Raw genomic sequence first — 25,816 nt, forward strand, 5'->3', positions numbered from 1 at the left:
CTGACAACGACCCAAACGACGCAGATGCGCCCGGGCGTCACGGATGTCACACCGACGCGGCTCAGGCGCTAGCCGTCGTCCCCGACGCGACGCCTGTACACCTCCACGACCCGCTCCAGCGAGTCGCGCAGGTACACGGCGAGCAGCTTTTCGGCCTCCGCCTTGTCCCCTGTCTCCAGTGCCCGCAGGATCTGCTGGTTTCGGGCCAGGTACGGCTCGTGCAGCCGGCGTGGGTCGTCCACCACGTGGAACGCCAGGCGCAGCTCCGCGAAGACACTGCGCATCAGTTCGTCGGTACGGTCACTGCCCGCGAGGGCGACCAGCTCACGGTGGAAGTGGATGTTGGCCGTACCCAGCGCTTTCCAGTCACCTTCGCGCGTCGCCCGCTGCCCCTCCGTCACGGCCTCGGCAAGGCGGTCGACGCCGTACGGCGGCTCCCCGAGCCCTCGCACCACCGCACACTCGACGAGGCCGCGCGTCCGGTAGATGTCCTCGACGTCCTCGACGGTCAGCACCCGGACGAAGACACCCCGGTTCAGCTCGTGCACGAGCAGGCGTTCATGCGTGAGCAGCCGGAACGCCTCGCGCAGCGTGTTGCGGGAGACGCCGAGCGCGCCGCCGATGCTGTCCTCCGACAGCCGGGTGCCGGGTGGGAAGAACCCCTCCGCGATGCGGCTGCGGAGGATGTCCGAGACACGCTCCGCGGTGCTGGTGCGGCCCAGGAGGGCGCGGTCCTCGGCGAGTGAGGTCAGCTGCTCTGCCATGCCGGAATTCAATCGCAGATTACAAGAACGAAACAACATGGGTATTGAGGGATCGTTGAACGATCCCCTACGGTGCTACGAACCGGCAAGGCTCAGTCCCCAGCACCCTCCGTCCCCCTCTCTGCGAGGTGCCCATGAGCTCGACCCCTCCACCGCAGGCCCTGACAGACGCCCACCCCACCACTGACGAACGCGCCGCCGACGACGGCGCGTTCGGCTGGTTGCGCGCCCTTGGCCCGCGCGGCCGCCGCGCCTTCGCGGGCGCTTTCGGCGGCTATGCCCTGGATTCGTACGACTACTTCACGCTGCCGCTGAGCATGGTGGCCCTGGCCGCCTACTTCGGCCTGGACAGCGGTCAGACCGGTCTCTTCACCACCGTCACGCTCGTGGTCTCCGCGGTCGGCGGCGCGCTCGCGGGCGTGCTGGCCGACCGGATCGGCCGGGTCAAAGCGCTGATGATCACGGTCATCACCTACGCGGTCTTCACCGTGGCCTGCGGCTTCGCACCCAACTACGAGTGGCTGCTGGTCTTCCGCGCCCTCCAGGGCCTCGGCTTCGGCGGCGAGTGGGCGGTCGGCGCGATCCTCGTGGCCGAGTACGCGACCGCCAAGAACCGGGGCCGCACACTCGGTGCGATCCAGAGCTCGTGGGCCGTCGGCTGGGCACTGGCCGCGATCATGTACACGCTGGTCTTCTCGCTCGTCGACGAGGACCTGGCCTGGCGCGTGATGTTCTGGACCGGCGCCCTGCCCGCGCTGCTCGTCATCTGGATGCGGCGCCGCGTGCACGACGCCCCCGAGGCGGTGGCCGTGCGTGAACAGAGCTCCGGGAAGGGATCGTTCGCGGCGATCTTCAAGCCCGGTCTGCTGCGTACGACGATCTTCGCGGGGCTGCTCTCCACCGGCGTCCAGGGTGGCTACTACACCCTCGCCACCTGGGTGCCGACCTACCTCAAGACCGAGCGCGACCTGTCGGTCGTCGGCACCGGCGGCTATCTGACGTTCCTGATCTCGGGCGCCTTCATCGGCTATCTGACCGGCGGTTACCTCACCGACCGGCTGGGCCGCCGGCGCAACATCTGGCTGTTCGCGCTGCTGTCGGCGGTCTGCATCCTGGCGTACGCCAACATCCCCAGCGGCGCCAACACCCTGCTTCTGGTGCTCGGTTTCCCGCTCGGGTTCTGCATGTCGGCGATCTTCAGCGGCTTCGGGTCCTACCTGAGCGAGCTGTACCCGACGGCGGTGCGCGGCACGGGACAGGGCTTCACGTACAACACCGGCCGCGCGGTGGGCGCCATCTTCCCGACCACGGTCGGCTTCCTGGCCGACAGCTGGGGCGTGGGCGGCGCACTGGTCTTCGGTGCGATCGGCTACGGCATCGCCGCACTGGCCCTGCTCGGACTGCCGGAGACGCGTGGGAAGGAGCTGGTGTGAACCGTATGGAGGAGCGCCCGCTCACCGTCCCGTCGGACGACCGCCCGCTCACCCTCGTCGACGAGCACGCGCACGCGTGGAGCCCGAGAACGGCACGCGCCCGTTTCCGGGAGGGCCTCACCGGTCCCACGGCCGGCGTCGCGGCGGGCCACACCCAGGTCAACCTGATCTCGGTGCCCGCCGACTGGGCGTACGACATGCTGCTGTTCTGCCAGCGCAACCCCAAGCCGTGCCCCGTACTCGACGTCACGGACGCCGGTTCCTGGACGAGCGTCCTCGCCGACGGCGCCGATCTGCGTACCGACCTGCCGCGCTACCGGGTGTGGCAGGACGGCGCGTTGGTGGACGAGCCGACGGACGTGCGTGCCCACTGGCGGGGTGACCTGGTGTCGTTCCTGATCGGCTGCAGCTTCACCTTCGAGTGGACGCTGGCCGCGGCGGGTGTCCCGATCCGCCACGTCGAGCAGGGCCGCAACGTCCCGATGTACGTGACCAGCCGCCAGTGCCGTCCGGCCGGGCGGCTGCGCGGGCCGATGGTGGTCTCCATGCGCCCTGTGCCACCGCAGCACCTTTCGGCGGCGCTGCGGGAGACCAGCCTCCTCCCGGCCGTGCACGGCAGCCCCGTGCACTGCGGCGATCCCTCGGCGCTGGGCATCGCCGACCTGGGCCGCCCCGACTTCGGCGATCAGGTGGACGCCGAGCCGGACGACATCCCGGTGTTCTGGGCCTGCGGAGTGACACCACAGGCCGCGGTGATGGCCTCGCGCCCGCCGTTCGCCATCACCCACGCACCGGGGCAGATGTTCCTGACCGACGCCCGCGACGAGCAGTACCGCATCGTCGCCTGACGGAAGAAACGACGGACGCATGACCTCCATCGATCTCAACGCCGACCTCGGCGAGGGCTTCGGCCGCTGGCAGCTCACCGACGACGAACGGCTGCTGTCGGTCGTCACCAGTGCCAACGTGGCCTGCGGCTTCCACGCCGGGGACGCGGCCACCATGCGGCGGGTGTGCGAGCTGGCGGCCGCGCGCGGGGTGCGGATCGGCGCCCAGGTCTCCTACCGGGACCTGGCAGGGTTCGGGCGGCGCGCCATGGACGTGCCGCCCGCCGAGCTGGCGGCCGAAGTGGCCTACCAGATCGGCGCCCTGGAGGTCTTCGCGCGAGCGGCGGGCACGCGCGTGTCGTACGTCAAACCGCACGGCGCGCTCTACAACCGCGTGGTGCACGACGAGGAGCAGGCCGGCGCGGTCGTCGACGGCGTGCTCCTGGCGGACGCCACGCTGCCCGTGCTCGGCCTGCCCGGCTCCCGGCTGCTGGAGGTGGCCGCCAAGGCCGGGATCCCGGCCGTCAAGGAGGCGTTCGCGGACCGTGCGTACACCGACCAGGGCACACTCGTCCCGCGTGGCCAGGACGGCGCCGTGGTCACCGACCCGGAGGCCGTCGTGGAACGCTCGGTCGGTCTGGCCCGCTCGGGCGTGGTCACCTCGCACTCCGGGGCAGAGGTCGCGGTACGCGCGCGTTCCCTGTGCCTGCACGGGGACACGCCCGGCGCCGTCGAGCTGGCCCGCCGGGTGCGGGCTCGGCTGGAGGAGTCGGGGGTCCTGGTGGAGGCCTTCGTATGAGGGCGCTGCCCGTCGGCGACGACGCCCTGCTCGTCGAGGTGAACTCGGGCGAGGAGGCGCAGGCGCTGCACGCGGAGCTGCTGCGCCGCCGCGCCGAGGGCTCGCTGTCGGTCCGCGAGATCGTCCCCGCGGCCCGGACGGTCCTGCTCGACGGCCTCGCCGCACCGTCCCGCGTGGCCTCCGAGCTGGCCATGACCGAAGTGCCGCCCGCTCCCCCACGCGCGCGTGACGTCGTCGAACTCCCGGTGCGCTACGACGGCCCCGACCTGGCCGACGTCGCCGCGCACTGGGGCGTCTCCGCGCGCGACGTGGCCCGTATCCACGCGAACATCGAGTTCAGCGTCGCCTTCTGCGGATTCGCCCCCGGGTTCGGCTATCTGACCGGCCTGCCGCCGCGCTACGACGTCCCGCGCCGGGCCACTCCGCGCACGGCCGTCCCCGCCGGTGCGGTGGCGTTGGCGGGCCCCTACACGGGCGTGTACCCCCGTTCGTCGCCGGGCGGCTGGCAGCTGATCGGCACCACGGACACCGTGTTGTGGGACCACACGCGCGTGCCGGCCGCGCTGCTGTCGCCGGGCACGCGCGTGCGCTTCGTTCCGGTGGGAAGCTCATGACCGACCGCGCCTTCTCCGTCGTACGCGCCGGGGCGCTCACCACCGTCCAGGACCTCGGCCGTGCCGGGCACGCCCACCTCGGCGTGCCGCGCTCGGGTGCGTTGGACGGGCCGACGGCGGCGCTGGTCAACCGTCTGGTCGGCAACGCCCCCGAGGCGGCGGTACTGGAGACCACGCTGGGCGGCTGTGCGGTGCGGCCTCGTTCGACGGTCACCGTGGCGGTCGGTGGCGCCCCCTGCCGGGTCACGGTGAACGGACGCCCGGTCGCCTGGGGCGCTCCGGTGCGCGTGCCCGCCGGCGCGCTCCTGGACGTGGGCGCGGCCGTCTCCGGCGTACGCAGCTATGTGGCCTTCTCCGGCGGCATCGCCGTCGAGCCGGTCCTGGGCAGCCGTTCCACGGACCTGCTGTCCGGCCTCGGCCCACCGCCGCTCACGGACGGCGCGGTGCTGCCCCTGGGCAGGCCGACACGGCTCCACGCGCGCGTGGACGTCGCGCCACAGCCGGCGCCCCCTACCGAACTCGTGCTGCGTGTCACGCTGGGCCCGCGCGACGACTGGTTCACACCGCCGGCCGTGCGTGCCTTCACCTCCCGCGCGTACAGCGTCTCCGCCGCGAGCAACCGCATCGGGCTGCGCACCGAAGGCCCCGCCCTGGAACGGGCGCTCACCAGCGAACTCCCCAGCGAGGGCGTGGTCCTGGGCGCGGTCCAGGTTCCGCCCGACGGCCGACCGGTCGTGTTCCTGGCCGACCACCCGACCACGGGCGGCTACCCGGTGATCGCCGTCGTCCGCGCGGCCGACCTCCCGGCCGCCGCACAGGCGGTACCGGGCACCCCGATCCGCTTCGTGGCCGTACGCCACCGCTGACGCCCGCCACCTCCCGCCGCCTCCCGGCACGCACGCGTGCGCTACGCCGCCTCCGGTGCGGGCTGCGGCTCCGGGACCAAGCGACGTTCGGACAGGGGCAATCCCTCCGGCAGGGGCCGGTGCTCAGGCACCGACCGATGGTCCGTCAACGCCATGGACTCAGCCGCCCCACGCGGCTCGGGCAACCCCATCCACTCGGGCAACCCCATCCGCTCGGGCATCCCCATCCGCTCGGGCGCCGACAGCGCGGCCAGCGCCATGGAGACCCCGTGTGCCGCTCGCCGGTCGAGCCGATCGGTGGTGCCCTTCGCGCGGTGCCGCATCTCGACGGCGGCGAGACGCACCAGCTGCGGCAGCAGGTCGTTGCACCGCCGGATCACCCAGGCGGTACCCGCGGTGGCCAGCCACAGCAGGCTCGCCGACTTGGTGGGCGGCGGGAATTCGGGCTCGGGCGAGGGCGCCGGTTCCGTCGCGAGGCCCCTGTGCGCCAGCATCGCGTGGAAGCGCAGGGCGATCTGCCGGTGCCCGCGCTCCCCGGGATGCAGCCGGTCCGAGCTCCACATCGAGCGTTCCATGATCCAGTCGTCGTCGACCGCGTGCAGGTGCACCGCCCCGTACCGCTCGGACAACGTGTGGACCACATGGTTGACGGCCCGCTGCCGCCGGGCCAGCGGGTTGCCCAGGATGCCCGGCAGTCCCAGCATCGTGCCCGGGTCGGGCAGGCAGGCCGTGAGCACGGCCGTGCCCTGACGGGCGAAGGACGCGTAGACCTTGTCGAGACGTTCCGCGATCTTCTCTATGTCGAAGGTGCTGCGCAGTGTGTCATTGACGCCCACGAGGACGGACGCGACGTCCGGACGCAGGGTCAGCGCGGCGGGCAGCTGGTTCTCCAGCACGTCCCGCGTCTGTGCCCCGCTGACCGCGAGGTTGGTGAACTCGGCGGACGGTTGGGACAGCCCGCCGGCGAGCAGCGCGGCCCAGCCGCGCCACCCGTTCCCGACGGGATCGCCCACCCCCTCGGTCAGCGAGTCCCCGAGGGCGACGTAGCGGAGCGGTCTCATGCCGCGCCCTCCGCACGCACGAAGGGACGCGACGGCACCGCCGCGTCGTGCGCGGTGAGGAAGGCGTCCACCGCCGTGCCCCACCCGAAGCACTCCGCACGCGCGCGTGCCACCTCGCGGCGCTCGCGCTCGGGACGGTCGAGGAGCATCTCCACGGCGTCCGCGAAGGCGTCGCCGTTGTCCGCCGCGGTGGCCCCGGCGGCACCGATCACCTCGGGCAGCGCGGAGGACGCGCTCGCCACGACGGGCGTACCGCAGGCCATGGCCTCCAGCGCGGCGAGCCCGAACGTCTCGGCGGGCCCGGGGGCCAGGCACACGTCGGCGGAGGCCTGGAGCGCGCCGAGCAGGCTGCGGTCGGCGACATGACCGAGGAAGGTCACCGGCAGGTCCCGCTCCTGGGCCCGCTGTTCGAGCCGCGGGCGCAGCGGGCCGTTCCCGGCCACCACCAGCACGGCGCGCACTCCGCGCCGCCGCAGGGACTCCAGGGCGTCCAGCGCGGTACCGGGCCGCTTCTCCACGGAGAGCCGGGAGCACATCACCAGCAGCGTCTCGTCCGCACGCGCGTGCGTGGCGCGCAGCGCGGCGTCACGCAGGGTGGGACGCCGGTTCATCAGGTCGACGCCCAGCGGGGCCCGTACGACGTTACGGGCGCCGATCCGCACGAACTCCCGCTCGGCGAACTCGGTGGTGCACACGACCCTGGAGTACGTGTGGGCCGTACGGACGTTGAGGGCGTCGGCGGCGCGCCGGGACATGGTCTCCGACAGGCCCCAGGTGCGCAGCACGCCGTCGGCGGTCTCGTGGGAGACCATCACGGCGGGGACGCGGGCGCGGCGGGCCCACCTTCCGGTCCACCGCAGCGTGGTGCGGTCGGAGACCTCCAGGCGGTCGGGCGCGAGTTCCTCCAGGAGGGACGCGACCCGCCGCTTGTCGATGAGGACGCGGTAGCCGCCGGTGCCGGGCAGCATCGGGCCGGGCAGGGTGATCACGCGGCCCTGCTCGGTCTCGCAGTCGGTGTACTTGTCACCCGGCACGATGAGGACGGGGTCGTGCCCCGCCAGCTTGAAACCCTTGCCGAGCTCGCGCAGCGCGGTGCGCAGCCCCCCGGAGGCGGGCGCGACGAAGTTCGCGAGCCGGACGATGCGCAGGCCGTTCATGCCGCCACCACCGCCCTGCGCGCGGCGACCACGTCCGCGTAGTGCCCGATCAGCTGGTCGCCGATCGCGGCCCAGGTGCGGCCCTCGACGGTGGCCCGTCCTGCGGCACCGTACGCGACCCGCAACGCCCGGTCGGCGACCAGGGACTGCACGGCGTCCCGTACGGCGGAGGCGTCGCGCGGCGGCACCAGCAGGCCGGTGCGGCCGTGGTCGACCAGGTCGAGCGGGCCACCGGCGGCGGGCGCCACGACGGGCACGCCGCTGGCCATGGCCTCCTGCACGGTCTGGCAGAAGGTCTCGAACGGCCCTGTGTGCGCGAAGACGTCGAACGAGGCGAAGATCCGGGCGAGGTCGTCGCCGCCTCGTCGGCCCAGGAAGACCGCGCCGGGCAGCGCCTCGGCGAGCGCGGGCTGACTCGGCCCGTCGCCGACGATCACGACCTTGACGCCCGGCAGACGGCAGGTGTCGGCCAGCAGGTCGATGTGCTTCTCGGGGGCGAGCCGCCCGACGTATCCGACGATCACCTCGCCGTTCGGGGCCAGCTCGCGGCGCAACGCTGCGTCGCGGAGCTCGGGGCGGAAGCGGGCGGTGTCCACGCCGCGTGCCCACAGCTTGAGCCGGGGGACCCCGTGGGTCTCCAGGTCGTTCATGGACGCGCTGGACGGGACGAGGGTGAGGTCGGCGGCGGAGTGGACGGAGCGTATGCGGCGCCAGGCCGCGGCCTCGCCGGCGCCCATGTAGGTGCGGGCGTAGCCGGCCAGGTCGGTCTGGTAGACGGCGACGGCGGGGATGCCGAACTTGGCGGCGGCGGCCATGCCACGGACGCCGAGGACGAAGGGGCTGGCCAGGTGCACGACGTCCGGGCGGTGCTGGACGATCGCCGCGGCGAGGCGCCGGCTGGGGAGGGCGACGCGGACCTGGGGGTAGCCGGGGAGCGGAAGGGAGGGGACGTGGACGACCGGGCAGGGCGCCGCGAGGGCGGCGAGCTTGTTTCCGGGCGCCGGGGCGGGTGCGACGACGAGGGGCGCGTGACCGCGATCGACCAGGTGTCGGGCGGTCTGGAGCGCGCAGTGGGCCACGCCGTTCACATCGGGGGGAAAGGATTCGGTCACGATGACGACACGCATACCGGTGTTGTCGCCGTACCGGACGTGGCCGCGTCAACGTGGATCTTTCCGAACAGGGAACGTCCCATGAGCGTTCCGCTGCGCACCCGGGCGGGTCAGATCACGTCCATGCGCGCCTGACCCGCAGGTCATCCCGCGTTCACCTCGCGGGCCGATCTCCCCGACATTCACAGCGTGAACACATGTCCCGCCGATGATCGGCGATCAGCCGACCGTGGCGGCCCGACCGATGATCATCTGACGGTCGCTCCCGGCACCGTGTCCGGCCGAATGATCAGCCGGATGCCGTGTCCGGCCCGATCCGGCTGCGTACGGCCGTCTGGACCTCGGCCTCCTCGGCCGGGTCGGCGGCGAGCCGGCGCAGCCGCTCCACGACGCGTGTGTCGCCGGTCTCGGCGTGCCGGGCGGCGATCTCGCGGGTGGTCTCCTCGCAGTCCCAGAGGCACTCGACGGCGAATCCGGACGGGAAGGAGGGATCGGTGGCGGCGAGGGCACGGGCGGTGCGGCCGCGTAGATGGGAGGAGGCGGTCTCGCGGTAGATATGGCGCAGCACGGGGGCCGCGCAGGCGATGCCGAGCCGTCCGGTGCCGTCGACGAGGGTCCACAGGGTCGGCGCGTCGGGGCCGTCGCCCCGTACGGCCTCCCGTAGCGCCGCGAGGACCAGCTCCTTGTCCTCGGCCCCGCCCCGGCAGGCGAGCATGCGCCCGGCGGCGGCGCCCAGCAGGTCGGGCCGTCGGGCCCAGCTCCGCGCCCGGTCGACAGCGGCGATACTGCGCATGCGTTCGAATGCGTCGAGGGCGGCCTCCACGACGGCCGACGAGCCGGTGACCACGGCCGCCTCGATCAGATCGAGGGCGTCCGGATCATTGCTGTCGGCGAGGTACCGCAGGGCCGTGCAACGGGCGCCGTCGGTGCCGTCCTTGGCGGCGGCGACGATCTCGGGCCGGTCCTCGGGACCCGCGACGGCGGTGAGGCACCGAGCGGCGGGCACATGCAGTGCGGCGCCGCGCTCCATCCCCTGCTGGGCCCACTCGAAGACGGCCTGCACGCTCCACCCCGGACGGGGCCCGGTAGGTCGCATCTGCCGCTGCCAGCGGTCGAAACAGCCGGCCTCCTGAGCGGCACGCACACGCGTGGCGATCGATTCGCGCGAATCCTCGGCCCACAGCCGCCACGGCCGTGGCTCAAAAGCATCGCGTACGACGGCGGCCAGTTCGGCCTCGCCCTCGGGATCGGCCGGGAAGCGGGCCAGCACGGGCGCGGCCAGGGCACGCAGTCCGGCGTCGTCGTCCCTGAGCGCGAGTTCGTCCAGCGCCCAGGCCCAGTTGGCACCTGACGCGGCGTACCTGCGCAGCAGTTGGAGGGCGTCCCGCCTGCCGTAGGAGGCGAGGTGACCGAGGACGGCGAGAGCCAGCCCGGTGCGTGACTCCTCGGCGTCGAAGGCGTCCTCGACGTCGAAGAGGTGGGCCTCGATCTCGTCCAGCTCGCCGTTCAGATCGAGGTAGAGACGGGCGTAGTAGAGGGAGCGGTTCTCCACCTGCCAGTCGTGGCGGGGGTCCCGCAGCACACAGTGGTTCAGGGCCGCGAGCGCCTCGGCGCGCGGGGCGGTGAGCGCGTGCAGTGTGCCGTCGCCGCGGCCCCGCTGGAGCAGGCCGAGCAGCGTACCGCTGGGCGCTATGACCGGTTCGAACATGGGAAACAGCCTCACATCAAGCGTCGACGCAACCGGGGTTCTTGCTTCACCTGGCCGCGTGACAACACGTCGGGGCGCCCGCCGTTTCCTGCTTGCTGTAGACCATTTTCCTCTGCCTCTCGTCAGTGGCCCATGCGGACCGCATCACGGTCCGCGCGGTGCGGCAACACCTGCCCAGCCATCGCGTCCGTGAATCACGACGTCATGATGACTCGGCACTTCCACCTGCCGCGACCGAAATTTCGGCGGCCCTGTACCGCCTCCCCCGTTATCTGTGTTTTCGCTGGTCAGAACATTCGGATCAGTGTGCGCCGAACAACTCGAGCAGTTCCGTCTTGTTGAACATCCGGGCCGTGTCGACGGCCGACGGCATGCCTTCGGCCGGGTCGGCGCCACCCTCCAGGAGCGCCTTGATGACTTCCGTCTCGCCCTTGAAGACCGCACCGGCGAGTGGTGTCTGGCCTCGGTCGTTGACACGGTTCGCCTCGGCACCCCGGGCGAGCAGGGCGCGCACGGCCTCGGCGTGGCCGTGATAGGCGGCGAGCATCACGAGCGAGTCGCCGCGGTCATTGGTGAGGTTGGCCGGAACGCCCGCGTCGACGTACGCCACGAGCGCCTCGGTCTGCCCCTGCCGGGCCAGATCGAAGATCTTGGTCGCCAGCTCCACGACCTCGGGGTCGGGGGCTTCAGTCATCGGCCGGACCGCCTCTCACTACGAACACGGGGACTGCGGGGAACTACGGGAACTGCGGGGAGCACCGGTACGGCCCGCGAGCGGTGCTCGGCCGTACGAGTGATTCGCCAGGGTACTGGCTCGCGCGGCACATGACCCGACCCGCCCGCGGCAAAGATCATCGCAGACGCGGTCGGACGCGACACCCAAGCTCATCCGGCCAAGGACACTCCGCCACCCGAGGGAAATCCACCGAATTTCACCCGGTTGCACCTTTTATCGTATGGATACATCCTGTGAGCCTGGAAGTACTCATGGTGACTGTCCCCACAAACCAGGAGCACTCACATGATCCTCTCCATCTCAGGCGTCGTCCTGCTCGGCATCGTCGTCTTCATCTTCTTCCGCAAGGACGGCCTGAAGGCGTCGCACGCCTGCATCTGTGCCCTGTTCGGCTTCTACCTGGCGAGCACGGCCATCGCCCCGAGCATCAAGGCCGGCGGCGAGAGCCTGGCGAGCCTCCTGGGCGGCATCCAGTTCTGACGTCGCCCCACCCACCCGTACGCACCTGTAGGAGACAGCAGTGGCCCGCCGCCCCCTCCCTCGCATCCTGAGCACAGGCAGCGCGCAGATCGCCCGGAGCCGGGAGCTGGCCCGGGCGCAGTTCGCCCGAAGCCGCGAGCTGGCCCGGACGGCGACCGACAGCGCCTCTGACGTCCTCCACCCGCTGATCACGATCACCCGCGGTCTGCGCCGGCTGGCCTCGGCCGGGCGGCGCAAGTGGGCCGACACGCCCAAGGACAGGCGCGGCATGCTGCTGTTCCTGGTGGCCTCGGTGATCCTGGTCGTGGCACTCGTTCCGTACGGCCCGCTGCTCGCCGTCATCACGCTGATGGCGGCGGCGGCCTGGCAGGGCCGGGACCGCGAGCCGACGGAGCCCGACGGCCCCGACGAGTCGCAGACGGAACGGCTGAGGTCGCTGTACGAGGCACTGGTCCCCTACTTCTCCGCCGCCGAGGACCCGGCCCCCCTCTACGCCCACGGCGGCGAGTGGGAGAAGGCCTTCCCCGAGTACGAGTTCGACGGCACGGGACGCATCAGCGGTCTCCTGATCCGCTACCCGGCCTACTTCACCGACGGCGAGGCGCAGGCCCGCGCGCGGATCGAGCACCTGCTGACCGCGAAGTCCGGCCGTGGCCGGGAGTACCACTTCACCTGGGACGAGGAGGGCAACGAGCTCACCGTCACCGTCCTCGCGCCGCTGCCCACCGACATCGCCGCCCAGCGCTTCGTCACGGCTCCCGGCGAGACGGTCCTCGGCTTCACCGACCCCACCCAGGTCCACCGCACCCTCCCCCTCACCCACGGCGAGGCGCACCGCGACGTACCGCCGGTCGTCTGGCGCACCGGCATCCGCTCCACCGAGCCCCACCTCCTGGCCCTGGGCCAGCCCGGCAGCGGCACCTCTACCCTGCTGCGTTCGATCGCCCTGCAGGCGCTGCGGTACGGCGACGTCGTCATCGTCGAGGGCGGCAGCACCGGCGAGTACGCCTGCCTGATCGGGCGGGACGGCGTCCTGGCCGTCGAGTGCGGGCTGGCCGGGGCGCTGGCGAGCCTGGAGTGGGCGGCGACGGAGACGGAGCGCCGCCTGATCGCCATCAACCGGACCCGCCAGGCGGGCAACCCGCCGCCGGACGACACCAAGCGGCCGCTCTGGATCCTCCTGGACCGCCCGACCGCGTTCTCCCACCTCGCCGCGGCGGACAACCGCAAGGATCCCCAGTCCCTGCTCCAGGTCCCGCTCCGGCACGGCCGCGCAGCCAACGTCACGGTGGTCGTGGCCGACCAGTGGGACGCCATGGACACCCTCAGCGACGCCGTACGACAGCACACGCGCGCGCGTGTCGTGCTCGGCCCCGCGACGGCGGAACAACTGGAGACGGTCCTGGGCGCTCCCCCGCACACCACCCCGGTCACCGACGTCCCGCCCGGCCGCGGCTACGCCCGCCTCGGCACGGGCCCCGTCCATCGCCTCCAGGTCCCGGCGACCCCGGACCCGTACGACGACGCGACGAGCGACGCGCACCGGCAGGCGGTACTGGACCTGCTGCCGGAGCGGACCACGCCGGTGGAGGCGGAATCCCTGGAGAAGTTGGAGAAGGCGGATCAGGAGCCGGAGCCGGAGCCGGTGCCCGCGGAGGCCGTGGTCGCCGAGACGTCGTAGCGGTCAGGCGACGAACGGCCGCGCCGAATCGCCGCCCCCGCTGACCCCGCTCTCCACCAGCCGAGCCGCCGCGGCCAACCTCACCGCGGCCTCCTCAGCCACCGCACCCCCCACAGTGAACGGCAACCGCACATATCCCTCGAAGGCCCCGTCCACCCCGAACCGAGGCCCGGAGGGCACCCGAACCCCGACCCGCTCCCCCGCCTCCGCGAGCCGCGACCCCGACAGACCTCCGGTCCGCACCCACAACGTGAGCCCGCCCCGCGGCACCTCGAACTCCCAGTCGGGCAGCTCCCGCCGCACAGCGGCGACCAGCGCATCCCGGTTCTCCCGGGCCTGCGCGCGCCGCACCTCCACCGCCTGCTCCCAACCCCCCGTGCCGAACAGCCAGTTCACGGCCAGCTGCTCCAGCACGGGCGTCCCCAGATCGGCGTACGCGCGCGCGGCGACGAGGCTGCGGATCACATCCGGTGCGGCCCGCACCCAGCCGATCCGCATCCCGGCCCAGAAGGCCTTGCTGGCCGAGCCGACGGTGATGACGGTCGACCCCGCGGGGTCGAAGGCGCACACCGGGCGCGGCATCTCGACATCCGGGTCGAGCCACAGCTCGCTCATCGTCTCGTCGGCCACGAGCACCGTCCCCGCCGAGCGCGCCGCGTCCACCAGCCGCCGCCGCTGGTCCTCGTCGGCCAGCGCCCCGGTCGGGTTGTGGAAGTCGGCGACGACATAGGCGAGCCGGGGCGCGGCCTCCCGCAGCACCTGCCGCCATCGATCCACGTCCCAGCCGGTCAGCCCCTCGGCCATGGCGACGGGCACGAGCCGGGCGCCAGCCTCCCGCATCAGCTGGAGGATGTTGGCGTACGACGGTGACTCGACCGCGATCCGCTCACCGCGACCCGCGAACAGATGGCAGATCGCGTCGATGGCGCCCATCGCCCCGGTCGTCACCATGATCTGCTCGGGCATGGTCGCGATCCCGTGCGCCGTGTACCGCTCGGCGATCATCGAGCGCAGGGCGGGGAGCCCGGCCGGATAGTCACCGTGTGTGTGGGCGTACGGGGGCAGTTCCTCCAGGGCCCCCTGGACCGCACGGGTCAGCCACGGTTCGGGCGCGGGCAGCGCCGCCGTGCCCAGGTCGATCACCGAGCCGAGCGCCTCGGGCGGCAGCGGCTCCAGCCCGCGCGCGGGCAGCGGGTTCCCGGCCGGTACGGCGGTCCAGCTCCCGGCCCCGCGCCGGGACTCCAGGAACCCCTCCGCACGCAGCGCCTCGTACGCGGCGGCCACGGTCGTACGGCTCACGGACAGCGCGAGGGCCAGCTCACGCTCGGCGGGCAGCCGCGCGGCGACCGGGACACGGCCCTCCAGCACGAGCAGGCGGATGCCGTCGGCCAGGGCCCGGTACGCCGGCGGGCGCTTGGTGCCGGGGCCGGCGGGGCGGTCCTGCTGGGAGGTGAGGAGCCGGGCGAGCTGCGCGGCACCCACCGCAGAAGTCCACTGCGCCATGATTTCCAGTCCACCTTCCCCGAATTGGCCATGGATGGCATTGCTTCTCAAGCCACAGGGTGTCATGCATCAGGCCACTACCACCACAGGGGGGGCACGTCTTGTCCACGCAGGGGCATTTCCTACAACGGCTCGAGCAGGGGCATCTCATACGACGGCTGTCACAGCTCTACGTCGGGCTCGCGCTGTACGGCGCGAGCGCGGCGCTGCTGGTGGAAGCGGGGCTGGGCCTGGAGCCCTGGGGCGTGCTGCACCAGGGCCTCGCCGAACGCACCGGCCTGACGATCGGCGTCGTCTCGATCGTCGTCGGCGCGGTGGTACTGCTCCTGTGGATCCCGCTGCGCCAGCGCCCCGGCCTCGGCACCGTCTCCAACGTCTTCGTGGTCGGCGTCGCCATGGACGGCACCCTCGCCCTGCTCCCCGAGGCGCACTCCCTGGCCGTACGGATCCCCCTTCTCCTGGCCGGCATCGTGCTCAACGGCGTGGCCACCGGCCTCTACATCGCCGCCCGCTTCGGACCGGGGCCCCGGGACGGCCTGATGACCGGGCTGCACCGGCGTACCGGCCGCTCGATCCGCCTGATGCGCACGGCCGTCGAGATCGCGGTCGTCGTGACCGGCTTCGCCCTGGGCGGCACCGTCGGCGTCGGCACCGTCCTCTACGCGCTGTCCATCGGCCCGCTCGCCCAGCTCTTCCTGCGCGTGTTCGCCCTCCCCCCGGCATCCGACGGCAGCACGGTCGTTGCCACCGGGCAACCCCGGCGGGCGATACTGCGTTCGTGAGCACCACGCGGATACGCCACCCGTACCTCGACCACCCCGGCCCGATCCCGTTCGCCCATCGCGGAGGGGCGGCGGACGGCCTGGAGAACACCGTGTTCCAGTTCCGGCGCGCGGTCGACCTGGGCTACCGGTACATCGAGACCGACGTCCACACCACGCGCGACGGCAAGCTCGTCGCCTTCCACGACGCGACCCTGGACCGGGTCACGGACGGGGCGGGCCGCATCGCCGACCTGCCCTGGGACGACGTACGGGACGCGCGCGTGGCGGGCAAGGAGCCGGTGCCCCTGTTCGAGGAGCTCCTGGAGACCTTCCCCGACGTGCGCTGGAACGTCGACCTCAAGGCGGAGCCGGCGCTCCACCCCTTCCTGGAGCTGATCGAGCGCACGAACGCCTGGGACCGCATCTGCGTCGGCTCCTTCTCCGAGGCACGCGTCATCCGCGCCCAGCGGCTGGCCGGACCGCGCCTGGCGACGTCGTACGGCACCCGGGGTGTCCTCAATCTCCGGCTGCGCTCCTGGGGAGTGCCGGCCGCGCTGCGCCGTTCGGCGGTCGCCGCCCAGGTGCCCGAGGCGCAGTCCGGGATCCAGGTGGTGGACCACCGCTTCGTACGAGCCGCCCACGCGCGCGGGCTGCAGGTGCACGTGTGGACCATCAATGATCCCGATGCGATGCACCGGCTCCTGGACCTGGGCGTCGATGGCATCATGACCGATCACATCGACACGTTGCGCAAGGTCATGGAGGACCGGGGCGTCTGGGGCTGACCCCCGTCCGGGCTCCGCCCTCGCGCGGGATCACCACGGGGAAGCGAGGGCGCGGGGTGGGCACCGATACCGTGCGGACGGATGCGGCCGACGAGGCCGCGGGGCGCCGCCGCGAGCAACGCGGCTGGTACTTCTACGACTGGGCGTGCTCCGTCTACTCGACGAGCGTGCTCACCGTGTTCCTCGGCCCGTATCTGACGTCGGTCGCCGAGGAGGCGGCGGACGCGGAGGGGTTCGTCCACCCCTTGGGCATCCCGGTGCGCGCGGGGTCCTTCTTCGCGTACTCGGTGTCGCTGTCGGTCATCGTGGCGGTGCTGGTGATGCCCCTGGTGGGCGCGGCCGCCGACCGCACGGGCCGCAAGAAGCCCCTCCTCGCCACCGCCGCCTATGTGGGCGCCACGGCCACCACGGCCATGTTCTTCCTCGACGGCGACCGCTATCTGCTCGGCGGCCTCCTCCTGATCGTCGCGAACGCGGCCCAGTCGGTCGCGATGATGCTCTACAACTCCTACCTCCCGCAGATCGCCCCGCCCGAGGAACGCGACGCGGTCTCCTCCCGGGGCTGGGCCTTCGGGTACGCGTCCGGCTCCCTGATGCTGATCGTGAACCTGGTCCTGTATCTGGCGCACGACTCCTTCGGGGTCTCCGAGAGCACGGCCGTCCGCATCTGTCTGGCATCGGCCGGCCTGTGGTGGGGCGGCTTCGCTCTCATCCCGCTGCGCCGGCTGCGCGACCGCCGGTCCACGAGCACCGACCACGTCGGCAAGAAGCCGAGCGCGATGGGCTTCCGGCAGCTCGCGGCGACCGTCCGCGACATGCGCCGCCACCCGCTGACGCTCGCCTTCCTCCTCGCCTACCTCATCTACAACGACGGCATCCAGACGGTGATCTCCCAGGCGTCGATCTACGGCTCCGAGGAACTGGGCCTCGGACAGTCCACGCTCATCGGCGCCGTGCTGCTGGTCCAGGTGCTGGCGGTGGCGGGAGCGCTGACGATGGGGCGGTTGGCCCGGACCTACGGAGCGAAGCGGACGATCCTCGGCTCGCTCGTCGCGTGGACGGTGACACTGGCGGCCGGGTACTTCCTGCCGGCCGGGGCCCCGGTGTGGTTCTTCGTGCTGGCGGCCGGCATCGGCCTGGTCCTGGGCGGCAGCCAGGCCCTGTCCCGCTCCCTGTTCTCCCATCTCGTCCCGCCGGGGAAGGAAGCCGAATACTTCTCGGCGTACGAGATGAGCGACCGCGGCATGAGCTGGCTGGGGCCGCTGCTGTTCGGGCTCACCTACCAGCTGACCGGAAGTTATCGGGACGCGATCATCTCGCTCGTGGTCTTCTTCGTCATCGGATTCGCCCTGCTCGCGAGGGTTCCGGTGCGGCGGGCGATCAGCGACGCGGGCAACCCGGTTCCGACAACGATTTAGCGTTCCGGCTGAAAGGGCGGTAGTGTACGCGTTTGGCCTGCCAGGCGTACCGTTACTGCGCGTCAAAGATGCCGAAACGCTGGGTCACATCTGCTAGCAGATGTGACAAACCGGGCGCCGGTGGGTACGACATTGGTCAGCAAGGCTGCGGCTACGACGGCGACGCATCACCCAGAACGGGACACGGGACGGGAATCTTTACCGCCGACCGGACGTTGACCGGATGACGACGACAGCGACACCTGTCCTGTGGGCGACAAGCCCGGGAGGCACGATTCATGAGTGAGCGAGCTCTTCGCGGCACGCGCCTCGTGGTGACCAGCTACGAGACGGACCGCGGCATCGACCTGGCCCCGCGCCAGGCCGTGGAGTACGCATGCGAGAAGGGGCACCGGTTCGAGATGCCCTTCTCGGTCGAGGCGGAGATCCCGCCGGAGTGGGAGTGCAAGGTCTGCGGGGCCCAGGCACTCCTCGTGGACGGCGACGGCCCTGAGGAGAAGAAGGCCAAGCCCGCGCGTACGCATTGGGACATGCTGATGGAGCGGCGTACCCGAGAGGAACTCGAAGAGGTCCTCGAGGAGCGCCTTGCCGTTCTGCGCTCCGGGGCGATGAACATCGCGGTTCACCCCCGGGACAGCCGCAAGTCGGCCTAGGTCCCTGCGCGGCTTGGACGGTTTGACCAAGCAAAGCGTGTAACCGCGGGCGCCGTACGTGAAGGTGACGTACGACGCCCGCGGTTTGCTGTGCCCGAAAGCGGGGCCTGAACGTCATGCCTGAGCGCTGGGCCTGAACGCTGGGCCCGAAAAGGGACCCGGCAAAGAGAGACCCGGCGCTCAGCGGCGCCGGGTCCTTGCTATGTCAGCGCGCCAGAGGCGGGCGCGGGTCCTGCGGGGTGTCCCCCGGCTCGTCCCTGATGACCTCGCCCTGCACGACCTTGCCGTCAGGGCGGTGCATGCGGGCCTGCTGGAAGGCGTCACCCAGTGAACCCGGGGTCGCCTCGCGCAGCTTGCGCTCGAACGTCCGCTCCGCATGGCGGCTGAGGGCCTTCTGGACCGGCGGGATCAGCAGAACCAGGCCCGCCGCGTCCGAGATCAGGCCCGGCAGCATGATCAGCAGGCCGCCGAGCATCATCAGGCCGTTGCCGCCACCGCTCGTCGGGGTGCCGCCGCGTTGCAGCGCCTCGTTCAGGGACTGGAAGGCGCGTCGGCCCGCCCGCTTGATCACCACCGAGCCGAGCACCAGGCCGGCGAGCAGCAGCAGGAACACCGTGAGACCGCCCACCGCATCCGCGACCACGGTGAGCAGCCAGATCTCCAGCACCAGCCAGGCGGCGACACCGAGCGGCAGGAAGGTACGCAGCCGGGAGCGCCGGGGCCGGGCGGGATAGGTGGGGGTCGGTGCGCCAGTCGTCATGCGTCCAGTGTGCCTGGGCCCGGCTCAGAGCGGGATAAGGGGACGACTCAGACCGCCACGCCACAAGCTGCGACCGTGACGGCGGCACCCCGCACTACGGCTGGGACGGCGACGAGGGCGACGAGGGCGACGACGACGGCTTGCCACGGCCCATCAGCTTGCCCACCCGCTCCCGCGCTCCCCATGACGTGACCCGCCACAGCGCCTCGACCAGGATGTCGCGGCTCATCTTCGAGTCACCGAGCTCGCGCTCGACGAAGGTGATCGGCACCTCGACGACATGGAACCCGGCCTTGACCGAGCGGCGGGCGAGGTCGACCTGGAAGCAGTAGCCCTGGGAGGCCACGTCGTCCAGCCCGAGGCCCTCCAGGGTCTCGCGGCGGAAGGCGCGGTAGCCGCCGGTGATGTCACGCAGCGGGAGATCGAGGGCGAGCCGGGAGTAGAGGCTGCCGCCGCGGGAGATGAACTCGCGGGACTTGGGCCAGTTCACGACGCGCCCGCCGGGCACCCAGCGGGAGCCGAGGACCAGGTCGGCGCCCTTGAGGGCGGTCAGCAGGCGGGGCAGTTCCTCGGGCTGGTGGGACCCGTCGGCGTCCATCTCGATCAGGACGCCGTAGCCCTTCTCCAGGCCCCAGCGGAAGCCCGCGAGGTAGGCGGCCCCGAGGCCCTCCTTGCCCTTGCGGTGCAGGACCTGGACGTGGTCGTCCTCGGCCGCCAGTTCGTCGGCGAGCTTGCCGGTGCCGTCGGGGCTGTTGTCGTCGGCCACGAGCACATGCGCCTCGGGGACCGCCTTGCGGACCCGGCCGACGATGCTCTTGATGTTCTCCGCCTCGTTGTAGGTCGGAATGATCACCAACGCCGTGCCGAGCGGCCCGAACCGCTTCCCCCGGTCCTGTGCCGCGAGGTCCCCGTCGCCGTCGTTCACTGCTGCCCCTTCACATCCGTACGCAGACATCCACCATAGTGGGCGCGGCCTGCGCTGACGTGACAGCACGTTCGTACGGCGGTGTCGATTGCACAAGAGCCGGGTAAGGCTGGGTTTTCCGGGACCGGTACGTCTGTTTCGCCACCTCTGCGGATGTCGGCGCCTGCTACGGATGGCCGCCTGCTGCGGATGGGGGCCCGGCGCCCTTCGGGCCGACCTGGGGCCCGCTGGCTGCGGGTCGACCGAAAGCCGTTGTCTACTGAGCGCCCGGGCCCCACCCGGGTCACACCTCCCCGATCGGCCGCGACGTTCCGTCGTCGCCGCGCGGGCGCTGAGCCTGGCTCCCAGTGACGGTGCCCCGGTGCGGCACACCGTCCCTGACCCAGCGGCGTCGCGGCGGTTCCCGGAAGATCCGCGGTTCCCGTTCGGGCGTCCGGTGGTGGACTCGGCCGAACCTACCGGCCACGGGCCTGCGGCTGTCAACAGCCGTTTGACCTGCGGGTTTTCACGCAAATCGCTGGTCAGCGCGGAGGATGCGCAGGTCGCGCGCCGGGGTGGTGCGCAGCGATCGGACGCGCGCCACCCCGGGAGATCACTCGCCCGGCCGTACGAAGACCGTTCGTCCGCCCACCACCGTGCGCAGGCAGACCGGCAGCTCACGGCCGGGGGTCAGGTCGGGCAGGCCGGGGGTGCCGGAGCGTGGGTCGGTGGACCAGCGGGCGACCCGGTCGTCGGGGGCCTGAACCACCAGTTCGTCGGTGCGCCACACGGCGTAGTCGGCGGGCGCGCCCGGCACCAGGACGCCCGCGTCGTCGCGCCCGATCGCCCGCCAGCCGCCCCGCGTGTGCGCCGTGAACGCGGCACGCACGGAGACGCGGTGCTCGGGCGTGTGGTGGAAGGCGGCCGCGCGGACCGTGCCCCAGGGGTCGAGGGGAGTGACCGGGCTGTCGGAGCCGAAGGCCAGCGGGACGCCGGCGCGCAGCAGGGCCGCGAACGGGTTGAGGGTGCGGGCCCGTTCGGCGCCCAGGCGCTGGGCGTACATGCCGTCCTCGCCGCCCCACAGCGCGTCGAACGCGGGCTGCACGGAGGCGGTGAGGCCCAGCTCGGCAAAGGCCGCGACGGTCTCCGGCGTCAGCATCTCGGCGTGCTCGACGCGGTGGCGGGCGGCGCGGATCCGGGCGAGCCCGAGCTTCTCGGCGGCCGCGCGCACGCCCTCCACGACGGTGGTCACGGCCGCGTCGCCGATCGCGTGGAAGCCCGCCTGGAGGCCGGCCTCGGTGCAGGCGGCGACATGGGCGGCGACGGCGTTCACGTCCAGGTAGGCGGTACCGGTGTGGGCCGCGTCGGCGTACGGCTCGTGCAGGCAGGCGGTGTGCGAGCCGAGGGCGCCGTCGACGAAGAGGTCACCGGCCGCACCGACCGCGCCGAGCTCCCGCGCCTTCTCGACGTCCTGCTCCGCCCAGTAGCCGACGACACGCGGGCCCGGCTCCTCGACGGCCGACCGGAGCAGCCCGGTGAAGTCGTCCTCGGACGAGATGTCCGGCCCACCGCACTCGTGGACGGTGCCGATGCCGAGAGAGGCGGCGTGGGCGAGGGCGGCGCGCTGTGCCTCGACGCGCTGGGCGGGCGTGATCGCGTCCAGCGCGGTGGCGCGTACGGCGTGGTGGGCGTCGGCGACGAGCGGGGCGTCACCCGCCACCGACCCACCGGGCGCCATGTCCAGCAGGGCCGTCGTGACGACCGCGGAGTGGACGTCGATACGGGACAGGTAGAGCGCACGGCCACCGGCGGCCTCGTCCAGCTCGGCGCGCGTCGGCGGACGGCCACCGGGCCAGCGGGAGGCGTCCCAGCCGTGACCGAGCAGCACCTTGTCCTGCGGGCGGGCAGCGGCGAAGTCCCGCACAAGGGCGAGGGCCGCCTCGAGGGAGGACGCGCCGGACAGATCGAGGCCGGTCAGCGCGAGGCCCGTGGCGGTGGTGTGCACATGGGCATCGGTGAACGCGGGGGTGACCAGGGCGCCGTCCAGATCGACGACCTCGTCCACACCGTCGGCGAAGGCGTCGGCGGCCCCCTCGGACCCCACCCAGGCGACCTGTCCGCGCTCCACGACCATCGCGGTGGCGAAGGGGTCGGCGGGGCTGTGAACTTCTCCACGACGGAGGAGGACGGTCTTCGGCTCGGAACTGCGCTCACTCATGGAGAACAGTCTCGCGCCTGCCCGCGTCCACTTGGGACAGGGGGCAGGCTCAACGCCGCCAAGGGGCGTGGGGCTGTATCGATGTGCGGCTCTGCCACGCGGGCGCGACCGGCCACGGACAACCCGCGGCCGGCAAACGACAAACAGCTCGACGGCGAGGACCCGCAGCGATCAAATCCGCGGCGGCCGCGCCTCGTACGGCGTCGACAACACCACCGTCGTCCGAGTCGAGACCCCCGCCAGCGCCCGCAGCCGCCCGAGCAGCTCCTCCAGCTCGTGCGGGGTGGCCACCCGAACCTTGAGGATGTAGTTCTCGTCGCCCGCCACACTGTGACAGGCCTCGATCTCGGGAACCCCGGCCAGCCGCTCCGCGATGTCGTCGGGGGCGCTGGGGTCGAACGGCTTGACCGAGATGAACGCGGTCATCGGCAGCCCCACGGCCTCGGAGTCCACGACCGCGGCGTAGCCACGGATGACGCCGCGCTGCTCCAGTCGGCGCACCCGCTGGTGCACGGCCGACGTGGACAGGCCCGTGGCCTTGCCCAGGTCGGTGTAGCTCATCCGCCCGTCCTTGACGAGCAGCTGCACGATTTGTCGGTCCAGCTCCTCCATGTCGCAAGAACCTACAGTGCGGTGATCTCTTGGGATACCTGAGCAGCCCAGGTCATGCCCGGTTTGTGATGTGGCCGGGCAACGACTGTCAACCGTCCGAGGGACAAACCGGCCGCCTCGGGCACCTGCGGGAGGCATGTGACGAACGCCACAGGCCTCGAACAGGCTCCGTGATGTCCCCGTGATTAACGCCGAGACCCGGCGGGAAGTGCTTGCTGTGGTCGAGGCCGCAGTGCCTTCACGGCCCCACCCGAGGGGGAGTTATCCATGCAGAGTCTTAAGCGCCCTGGTCGTACCGCGCCCAAGCGCCTTCAGTCCGTCGTCGAGCCCGCTCCGGAGGGCGTCGAACCCGACGACTTCGACGACGAAGAGCTGGACGCGTACGACACCTTCGAGATGTACCGGGTGATCTGCCCGGACTGCGCGCAGCCCATCGCCCTGCTGGCGGACGAGGACGTCCTGCCGGAGCACGCGCTGTGCGCCTCGCCGTGGAACCCGTTCGGCCTCACGGTCTGCGCCGGTACGGGCCGGCGGGCGGGCGAGGCCCGCTCCGCGGACGAGTCGGCCGAGCCCCAGGAGCAGGACACCGCCCTGCTGTTGACGCTCCCTCAGGGGCTCGACTGGCGGACGCAGCCGTTCTCGCACGTCGGAGGCCCGGGCTCGCGCCCCATCCGGGTCCCCACGATGCGCCGCCAGGCCGCCGCCTGAGCGGACGCCACCTCGGTCGCGTCGCTCAACCCCAGTAGCTGCCCTGCACCATGGCTCGCAGGCTGCCGTGGTGCAGGATCAGTGTGTCCGGGTCCGCCGGGACGGCGACTTCGCCGAAGTACGCCTGGCGGTAGGCGATCCGCAGCATGACGACGGCGTGCCGCAGTGCGGCGTACAGCGTGTAGAAGTCCATGTCACGCGGGGTGTGTCCGGTGAGGTTCGCATAGCGTGCCTCGATCCGGTCGCGGCGCAGGAAGTCCGGCAGCCCGCGCTGTCCGAAGGTGACCGTCAGGTCGTGGAAGAAGCGGTGCAGATAGACGGTCCAGCCGAGGTCGACCTCGCGCGGGGCCAGTGCCGCCATCTCCCAGTCGAGGACGGCCGCGGGTTCGAAACCGTCGTAGACGACGTTCCCGATGCGCGCGTCGCCCCAGTTGAGCACCGGCGTGCCCGGATCGCGGGGCCAGAGCTCCTCCAGGCGCTCGAACGCGTCCTCGATGAGCGGTGAACGGGCGAGTCCGGCAACCACCCATTCGTAGTACGCGCGTTGGGCCGTGACGTGCCGCCGCAGCGCGTCACCCTCGCCCGCGAGCGCGAGGAACTCCGCATCCTTCGGCGGGACTTGGTCGTGCAGCCTGGCCAGCAGTCCGATGGTGGCCGCCTCCAGGTGCTCGCGCTCGGCGTCACTCGCCGCGTGCAGCCAGTTGCCCTCGTAGGTGTACGGCATGACGTCCGGCGGCACGCGCCCCTCGACGCGCTCCATGACGAAGAAGGGCGCCCCGAGCGGGCCGGGGTCCTCCTCCAGCCACAGCACCTTCGGCACGGGCAGATCCGTGTGCTCGGCGACGACGCGCATCGTGCGGTACTGGCGCGGCATGTCGTACACCGGGAAGACGGTGTACGCCGCCGGATCCGCCGCGAGCCGCAACGCGCAGGCACGCGCGGGCGGTTCGGGGTGCTCGATGTCGAAGAGCAGGGTCTCGCTGGACAAGCCGTTCGACTCGGGGACGGTGACGCCGACCGCCTGCGCTCCGGGCAGCCGGGTGCCGAGCCAGGCGGTGAGGCGGCGGGTGAGTTCCTCCGGGTCGCGGGTGGTGGTGCGCGGGCGGGGTGCCGTGGCTGCCATGTCCCGAACCCTCCTACGGTGCGACCGACTTGAAGTCCACGAAGCCGCTCGGGTCGTGCCGCCCGAACGAGCCGTGCTCGAAGATGCCGTGGCCGACCCGGCCGTCCAGCCGGAAGCGCGCGGCGTGGTCGGTGACGCCGTACGCCGCCAGAGGGTGGGCCCGGGTGAGGTCGTAGCTGCGCCGGTCGGTCCACCCGCGCCCCTGCCAGGTGCCGTGCTGCCAGTCGTCGGCGGGCGGGTAGCCGGCGCCGATGGCGAGCGGGGACGAGGTGAGGATCTCCACCTGAAGTTCCTGCGGCTTGCGCACGTCGCCGAGGTGGACGAGGGCGCGTTCGGGGTGGCGGGTGCCGGAGCGGTAGGTGATCTCGGGCTGGGGCCGGCCGAGTTGGCGGTCGCGATGGCCGGGGTGGACCATCGTCGCCTCGCTCAGCGTGCGGTACCCGTCCGCGTCCTCCTGGACGATCACCATCAGGAACCGGTCCTCGAAGCGCACCGGACACCAGATCCAGTGGAAGCCCTCGGTCGGCCGCTCCTCGGCGAACCGCCCGCCCTCCTCCCCCGGTATGGGGCGCACACCCCAGCTGCGGTCGCGGGTGCCGGTCCACTCGTCCGGGGTGACGCGGAACTCCTGCCCGCCCGCGCGCACGACACCCGCCACTCCGCCCGCCTGCACGAAGCGGCGCCCCTCGAGGGTGAGCCGGTCGCCGCGGCGCTGGAGGTGGTGGGGTTCCCAGAGGGCGGGGAAGTCGGCGGTCCAGGTGATGTCGTACGACAACTCGGCGTCGTCGCAGATCAGGCGCAGCCGCCGCAGCGGCTCCTCCACCTCGATCCGCAGCGGCCCGACGGCGAGCCGCATCCGGTCCTCGCCGAGCGCGTCCGAGGCCCGCACCGCGTGCAGGGTCTCCCCCACCCGCAGGGTCGCGTACGCGTCGATCACCCCGACGTTGGGATACACCCCGAGCCCGAGGATCAGCAGGGCACGCCCCTCGTGGTCGAGGACGTGGAAGATGCAGCGGTCGTAGGCGTTCCGGTCGCTGGTCGCGACGTACTTCATGGACAGGGGCACCTGGTGCACCGGGTACTCGTCGAGCGGTACCGGGCGGTCGTCGTCGGCCACGGCAAACCTCCCT

At 72.1% G+C, this 25,816-nt stretch carries 24 protein-coding genes and 1 pseudogene; 12 read left to right on the forward strand and 13 right to left on the reverse strand.

The features are described from left to right. Positions 1-68: 68 nt before the first annotated feature. Positions 69-764: a GntR family transcriptional regulator gene (locus ABD932_RS00115; protein WP_345007801.1), complete on the reverse strand. Its 696-nt coding sequence runs from the start codon at positions 762-764 to the stop codon at positions 69-71. 134 nt (positions 765-898) lie between these two features. On the opposite strand from ABD932_RS00115, the gene ABD932_RS00120 reads away from it, so the two are divergent. Genes ABD932_RS00120 through ABD932_RS00140 form a run of 5 tightly spaced genes read left to right on the forward strand, consistent with a single transcriptional unit; the run spans position 899 to position 5,303 of the window. Then, positions 899-2,197 (forward strand): MFS transporter, encoded by a 1,299-nt coding sequence (locus ABD932_RS00120; protein ID WP_345007803.1) that lies wholly within the window; start codon positions 899-901, stop codon positions 2,195-2,197. A 5-nt stretch (positions 2,198-2,202) separates the two neighbouring features. Beyond that, entirely contained in the window at positions 2,203-3,045 is an 843-nt protein-coding gene (locus tag ABD932_RS00125) for a putative hydro-lyase (RefSeq protein ID WP_345008324.1), read from the forward strand. Positions 3,046-3,064: 19 nt separating this feature from the next. Further along, the gene (locus tag ABD932_RS00130) at positions 3,065-3,823 is read left to right on the forward strand and encodes a LamB/YcsF family protein (protein WP_345007805.1); all 759 of its coding nucleotides are present in this window, start codon (positions 3,065-3,067) and stop codon (positions 3,821-3,823) included. Next, positions 3,820-4,437, forward strand: coding sequence for a 5-oxoprolinase subunit B family protein (locus ABD932_RS00135; protein WP_345007807.1), 618 nt, complete (start codon positions 3,820-3,822; stop codon positions 4,435-4,437). The genes ABD932_RS00130 and ABD932_RS00135 overlap by 4 nt, the downstream gene beginning before the upstream one ends. Then, positions 4,434-5,303 (forward strand): 5-oxoprolinase subunit C family protein, encoded by an 870-nt coding sequence (locus ABD932_RS00140; RefSeq protein WP_345007809.1) that lies wholly within the window; start codon positions 4,434-4,436, stop codon positions 5,301-5,303. Before ABD932_RS00135 ends, ABD932_RS00140 begins: the two co-directional genes overlap by 4 nt. A 227-nt stretch (positions 5,304-5,530) precedes the next feature. On the opposite strand, the pseudogene ABD932_RS00145 reads toward ABD932_RS00140, so the two are convergent. The 5 genes and pseudogenes from ABD932_RS00145 to ABD932_RS00165 all read right to left on the reverse strand — a co-directional run. Beyond that, positions 5,531-6,364: pseudogene (locus tag ABD932_RS00145) on the reverse strand (SGNH/GDSL hydrolase family protein); the annotation flags it as partial. Next, a complete protein-coding gene (locus ABD932_RS00150; protein ID WP_345007811.1) occupies positions 6,361-7,521 on the reverse strand; it encodes a glycosyltransferase in 1,161 nt (386 codons plus the stop codon). The gene ABD932_RS00150 and the pseudogene ABD932_RS00145, both read right to left, overlap by 4 nt. After that, complete coding sequence (locus ABD932_RS00155; RefSeq protein ID WP_345007813.1) at positions 7,518-8,648, reverse strand: glycosyltransferase family 4 protein; 1,131 nt, start codon at positions 8,646-8,648, stop codon at positions 7,518-7,520. Before ABD932_RS00155 ends, ABD932_RS00150 begins: the two co-directional genes overlap by 4 nt. A gap of 274 nt (positions 8,649-8,922) precedes the next feature. Beyond that, positions 8,923-10,341 (reverse strand): HEAT repeat domain-containing protein, encoded by a 1,419-nt coding sequence (locus ABD932_RS00160; protein ID WP_345007815.1) that lies wholly within the window; start codon positions 10,339-10,341, stop codon positions 8,923-8,925. A gap of 301 nt (positions 10,342-10,642) precedes the next feature. Continuing rightward, the gene (locus ABD932_RS00165) at positions 10,643-11,035 is read right to left on the reverse strand and encodes an ankyrin repeat domain-containing protein (RefSeq protein WP_345007817.1); all 393 of its coding nucleotides are present in this window, start codon (positions 11,033-11,035) and stop codon (positions 10,643-10,645) included. Between the two features lie 327 nt (positions 11,036-11,362). Here ABD932_RS00165 and ABD932_RS00170 point away from each other — a divergent pair, with 327 nt between their 5' ends. Together ABD932_RS00170 and ABD932_RS00175 are read left to right on the forward strand one after the other, a co-directional pair. Further along, positions 11,363-11,557, forward strand: a complete 195-nt coding sequence (locus tag ABD932_RS00170; RefSeq protein ID WP_345007819.1) for a hypothetical protein — start codon at positions 11,363-11,365, stop codon at positions 11,555-11,557. A 40-nt stretch (positions 11,558-11,597) separates the two neighbouring features. Then, on the forward strand, positions 11,598-13,238 hold the full coding sequence (locus ABD932_RS00175; protein WP_345007821.1) for a hypothetical protein: 1,641 nt from the start codon (positions 11,598-11,600) through the stop codon (positions 13,236-13,238). 3 nt (positions 13,239-13,241) lie between these two features. On the opposite strand, the gene ABD932_RS00180 is transcribed toward ABD932_RS00175, so the two are convergent. Beyond that, positions 13,242-14,741, reverse strand: a complete 1,500-nt coding sequence (locus tag ABD932_RS00180; protein WP_345007823.1) for an SCO1417 family PLP biosynthesis transcription factor — start codon at positions 14,739-14,741, stop codon at positions 13,242-13,244. A gap of 101 nt (positions 14,742-14,842) precedes the next feature. Between ABD932_RS00180 and yczE the strand changes: the two genes are divergently transcribed. The 4 genes from yczE to ABD932_RS00200 all read left to right on the forward strand — a co-directional run bounded on the left by yczE (position 14,843) and on the right by ABD932_RS00200 (position 18,361). After that, positions 14,843-15,523, forward strand: coding sequence for a membrane protein YczE (gene yczE / locus ABD932_RS00185; RefSeq protein ID WP_345007825.1), 681 nt, complete (start codon positions 14,843-14,845; stop codon positions 15,521-15,523). Beyond that, a complete protein-coding gene (locus tag ABD932_RS00190) occupies positions 15,520-16,290 on the forward strand; it encodes a glycerophosphodiester phosphodiesterase family protein (protein ID WP_345007827.1) in 771 nt (256 codons plus the stop codon). Before yczE ends, ABD932_RS00190 begins: the two co-directional genes overlap by 4 nt. Positions 16,291-16,346: 56 nt before the next feature. Then, positions 16,347-17,708 carry an MFS transporter gene (locus ABD932_RS00195; RefSeq protein ID WP_345007829.1) on the forward strand — a complete coding sequence of 454 codons (1,362 nt, stop codon included), beginning with the start codon at positions 16,347-16,349 and terminating at the stop codon, positions 17,706-17,708. A gap of 278 nt (positions 17,709-17,986) precedes the next feature. Next, on the forward strand, positions 17,987-18,361 hold the full coding sequence (locus ABD932_RS00200) for an RNA polymerase-binding protein RbpA (RefSeq protein ID WP_003977404.1): 375 nt from the start codon (positions 17,987-17,989) through the stop codon (positions 18,359-18,361). Between the two features lie 205 nt (positions 18,362-18,566). Here ABD932_RS00200 and fxsA read toward each other — a convergent pair whose 3' ends face one another. The 4 genes from fxsA to ABD932_RS00220 form a co-directional block, all read right to left on the reverse strand. Beyond that, positions 18,567-19,121, reverse strand: a complete 555-nt coding sequence (gene fxsA / locus ABD932_RS00205; protein WP_345007831.1) for an FxsA family membrane protein — start codon at positions 19,119-19,121, stop codon at positions 18,567-18,569. Positions 19,122-19,215: 94 nt separating this feature from the next. Then, entirely contained in the window at positions 19,216-20,046 is an 831-nt protein-coding gene (locus ABD932_RS00210; RefSeq protein ID WP_345007833.1) for a polyprenol monophosphomannose synthase, read from the reverse strand. A gap of 592 nt (positions 20,047-20,638) precedes the next feature. Continuing rightward, positions 20,639-22,243, reverse strand: a complete 1,605-nt coding sequence (locus ABD932_RS00215) for an amidohydrolase (RefSeq protein ID WP_345007835.1) — start codon at positions 22,241-22,243, stop codon at positions 20,639-20,641. 171 nt (positions 22,244-22,414) lie between these two features. Then, entirely contained in the window at positions 22,415-22,855 is a 441-nt protein-coding gene (locus ABD932_RS00220; protein WP_126390010.1) for an Lrp/AsnC family transcriptional regulator, read from the reverse strand. A 267-nt stretch (positions 22,856-23,122) separates the two neighbouring features. Between ABD932_RS00220 and ABD932_RS00225 the strand changes: the two genes are divergently transcribed. Then, complete coding sequence (locus ABD932_RS00225) at positions 23,123-23,563, forward strand: hypothetical protein (RefSeq protein WP_345007838.1); 441 nt, start codon at positions 23,123-23,125, stop codon at positions 23,561-23,563. A gap of 25 nt (positions 23,564-23,588) precedes the next feature. On the opposite strand, the gene ABD932_RS00230 is transcribed toward ABD932_RS00225, so the two are convergent. Both ABD932_RS00230 and ABD932_RS00235 read right to left on the reverse strand, forming a co-directional pair. Then, positions 23,589-24,686, reverse strand: a complete 1,098-nt coding sequence (locus ABD932_RS00230) for a phosphotransferase family protein (RefSeq protein ID WP_345007839.1) — start codon at positions 24,684-24,686, stop codon at positions 23,589-23,591. Positions 24,687-24,699: 13 nt separating this feature from the next. Beyond that, positions 24,700-25,803 (reverse strand): Rv3169 family protein, encoded by a 1,104-nt coding sequence (locus tag ABD932_RS00235; protein ID WP_486389360.1) that lies wholly within the window; start codon positions 25,801-25,803, stop codon positions 24,700-24,702. Between the last annotated feature and the right edge of the window lie 13 nt (positions 25,804-25,816).

This window comes from Streptomyces shaanxiensis (genome assembly GCF_039537145.1).
Lineage (GTDB): Bacteria > Actinomycetota > Actinomycetes > Streptomycetales > Streptomycetaceae > Streptomyces > Streptomyces shaanxiensis.

Excerpts from the sequence above, each read along its gene's own strand:
- ABD932_RS00115 (WP_345007801.1), bottom strand. The coding sequence starts at position 764 with ATGGCAGAGCAGCTGACCTCACTCGCCGAGGACCGCGCCCTCCTGGGC.
- ABD932_RS00120 (WP_345007803.1), top strand. The coding sequence starts at position 899 with ATGAGCTCGACCCCTCCACCGCAGGCCCTGACAGACGCCCACCCCACC.
- ABD932_RS00125 (WP_345008324.1), top strand. The coding sequence starts at position 2,203 with ATGGAGGAGCGCCCGCTCACCGTCCCGTCGGACGACCGCCCGCTCACC.
- ABD932_RS00130 (WP_345007805.1), top strand. The coding sequence starts at position 3,065 with ATGACCTCCATCGATCTCAACGCCGACCTCGGCGAGGGCTTCGGCCGC.
- ABD932_RS00135 (WP_345007807.1), top strand. The coding sequence starts at position 3,820 with ATGAGGGCGCTGCCCGTCGGCGACGACGCCCTGCTCGTCGAGGTGAAC.
- ABD932_RS00140 (WP_345007809.1), top strand. The coding sequence starts at position 4,434 with ATGACCGACCGCGCCTTCTCCGTCGTACGCGCCGGGGCGCTCACCACC.
- ABD932_RS00150 (WP_345007811.1), bottom strand. The coding sequence starts at position 7,521 with ATGAACGGCCTGCGCATCGTCCGGCTCGCGAACTTCGTCGCGCCCGCC.
- ABD932_RS00155 (WP_345007813.1), bottom strand. The coding sequence starts at position 8,648 with ATGCGTGTCGTCATCGTGACCGAATCCTTTCCCCCCGATGTGAACGGC.
- ABD932_RS00160 (WP_345007815.1), bottom strand. The coding sequence starts at position 10,341 with ATGTTCGAACCGGTCATAGCGCCCAGCGGTACGCTGCTCGGCCTGCTC.
- ABD932_RS00165 (WP_345007817.1), bottom strand. The coding sequence starts at position 11,035 with ATGACTGAAGCCCCCGACCCCGAGGTCGTGGAGCTGGCGACCAAGATC.
- ABD932_RS00170 (WP_345007819.1), top strand. The coding sequence starts at position 11,363 with ATGATCCTCTCCATCTCAGGCGTCGTCCTGCTCGGCATCGTCGTCTTC.
- ABD932_RS00180 (WP_345007823.1), bottom strand. The coding sequence starts at position 14,741 with ATGGCGCAGTGGACTTCTGCGGTGGGTGCCGCGCAGCTCGCCCGGCTC.
- ABD932_RS00200 (WP_003977404.1), top strand. The coding sequence starts at position 17,987 with ATGAGTGAGCGAGCTCTTCGCGGCACGCGCCTCGTGGTGACCAGCTAC.
- fxsA (WP_345007831.1), bottom strand. The coding sequence starts at position 19,121 with ATGACGACTGGCGCACCGACCCCCACCTATCCCGCCCGGCCCCGGCGC.
- ABD932_RS00215 (WP_345007835.1), bottom strand. The coding sequence starts at position 22,243 with ATGAGTGAGCGCAGTTCCGAGCCGAAGACCGTCCTCCTCCGTCGTGGA.
- ABD932_RS00220 (WP_126390010.1), bottom strand. The coding sequence starts at position 22,855 with ATGGAGGAGCTGGACCGACAAATCGTGCAGCTGCTCGTCAAGGACGGG.
- ABD932_RS00225 (WP_345007838.1), top strand. The coding sequence starts at position 23,123 with ATGCAGAGTCTTAAGCGCCCTGGTCGTACCGCGCCCAAGCGCCTTCAG.
- ABD932_RS00230 (WP_345007839.1), bottom strand. The coding sequence starts at position 24,686 with ATGGCAGCCACGGCACCCCGCCCGCGCACCACCACCCGCGACCCGGAG.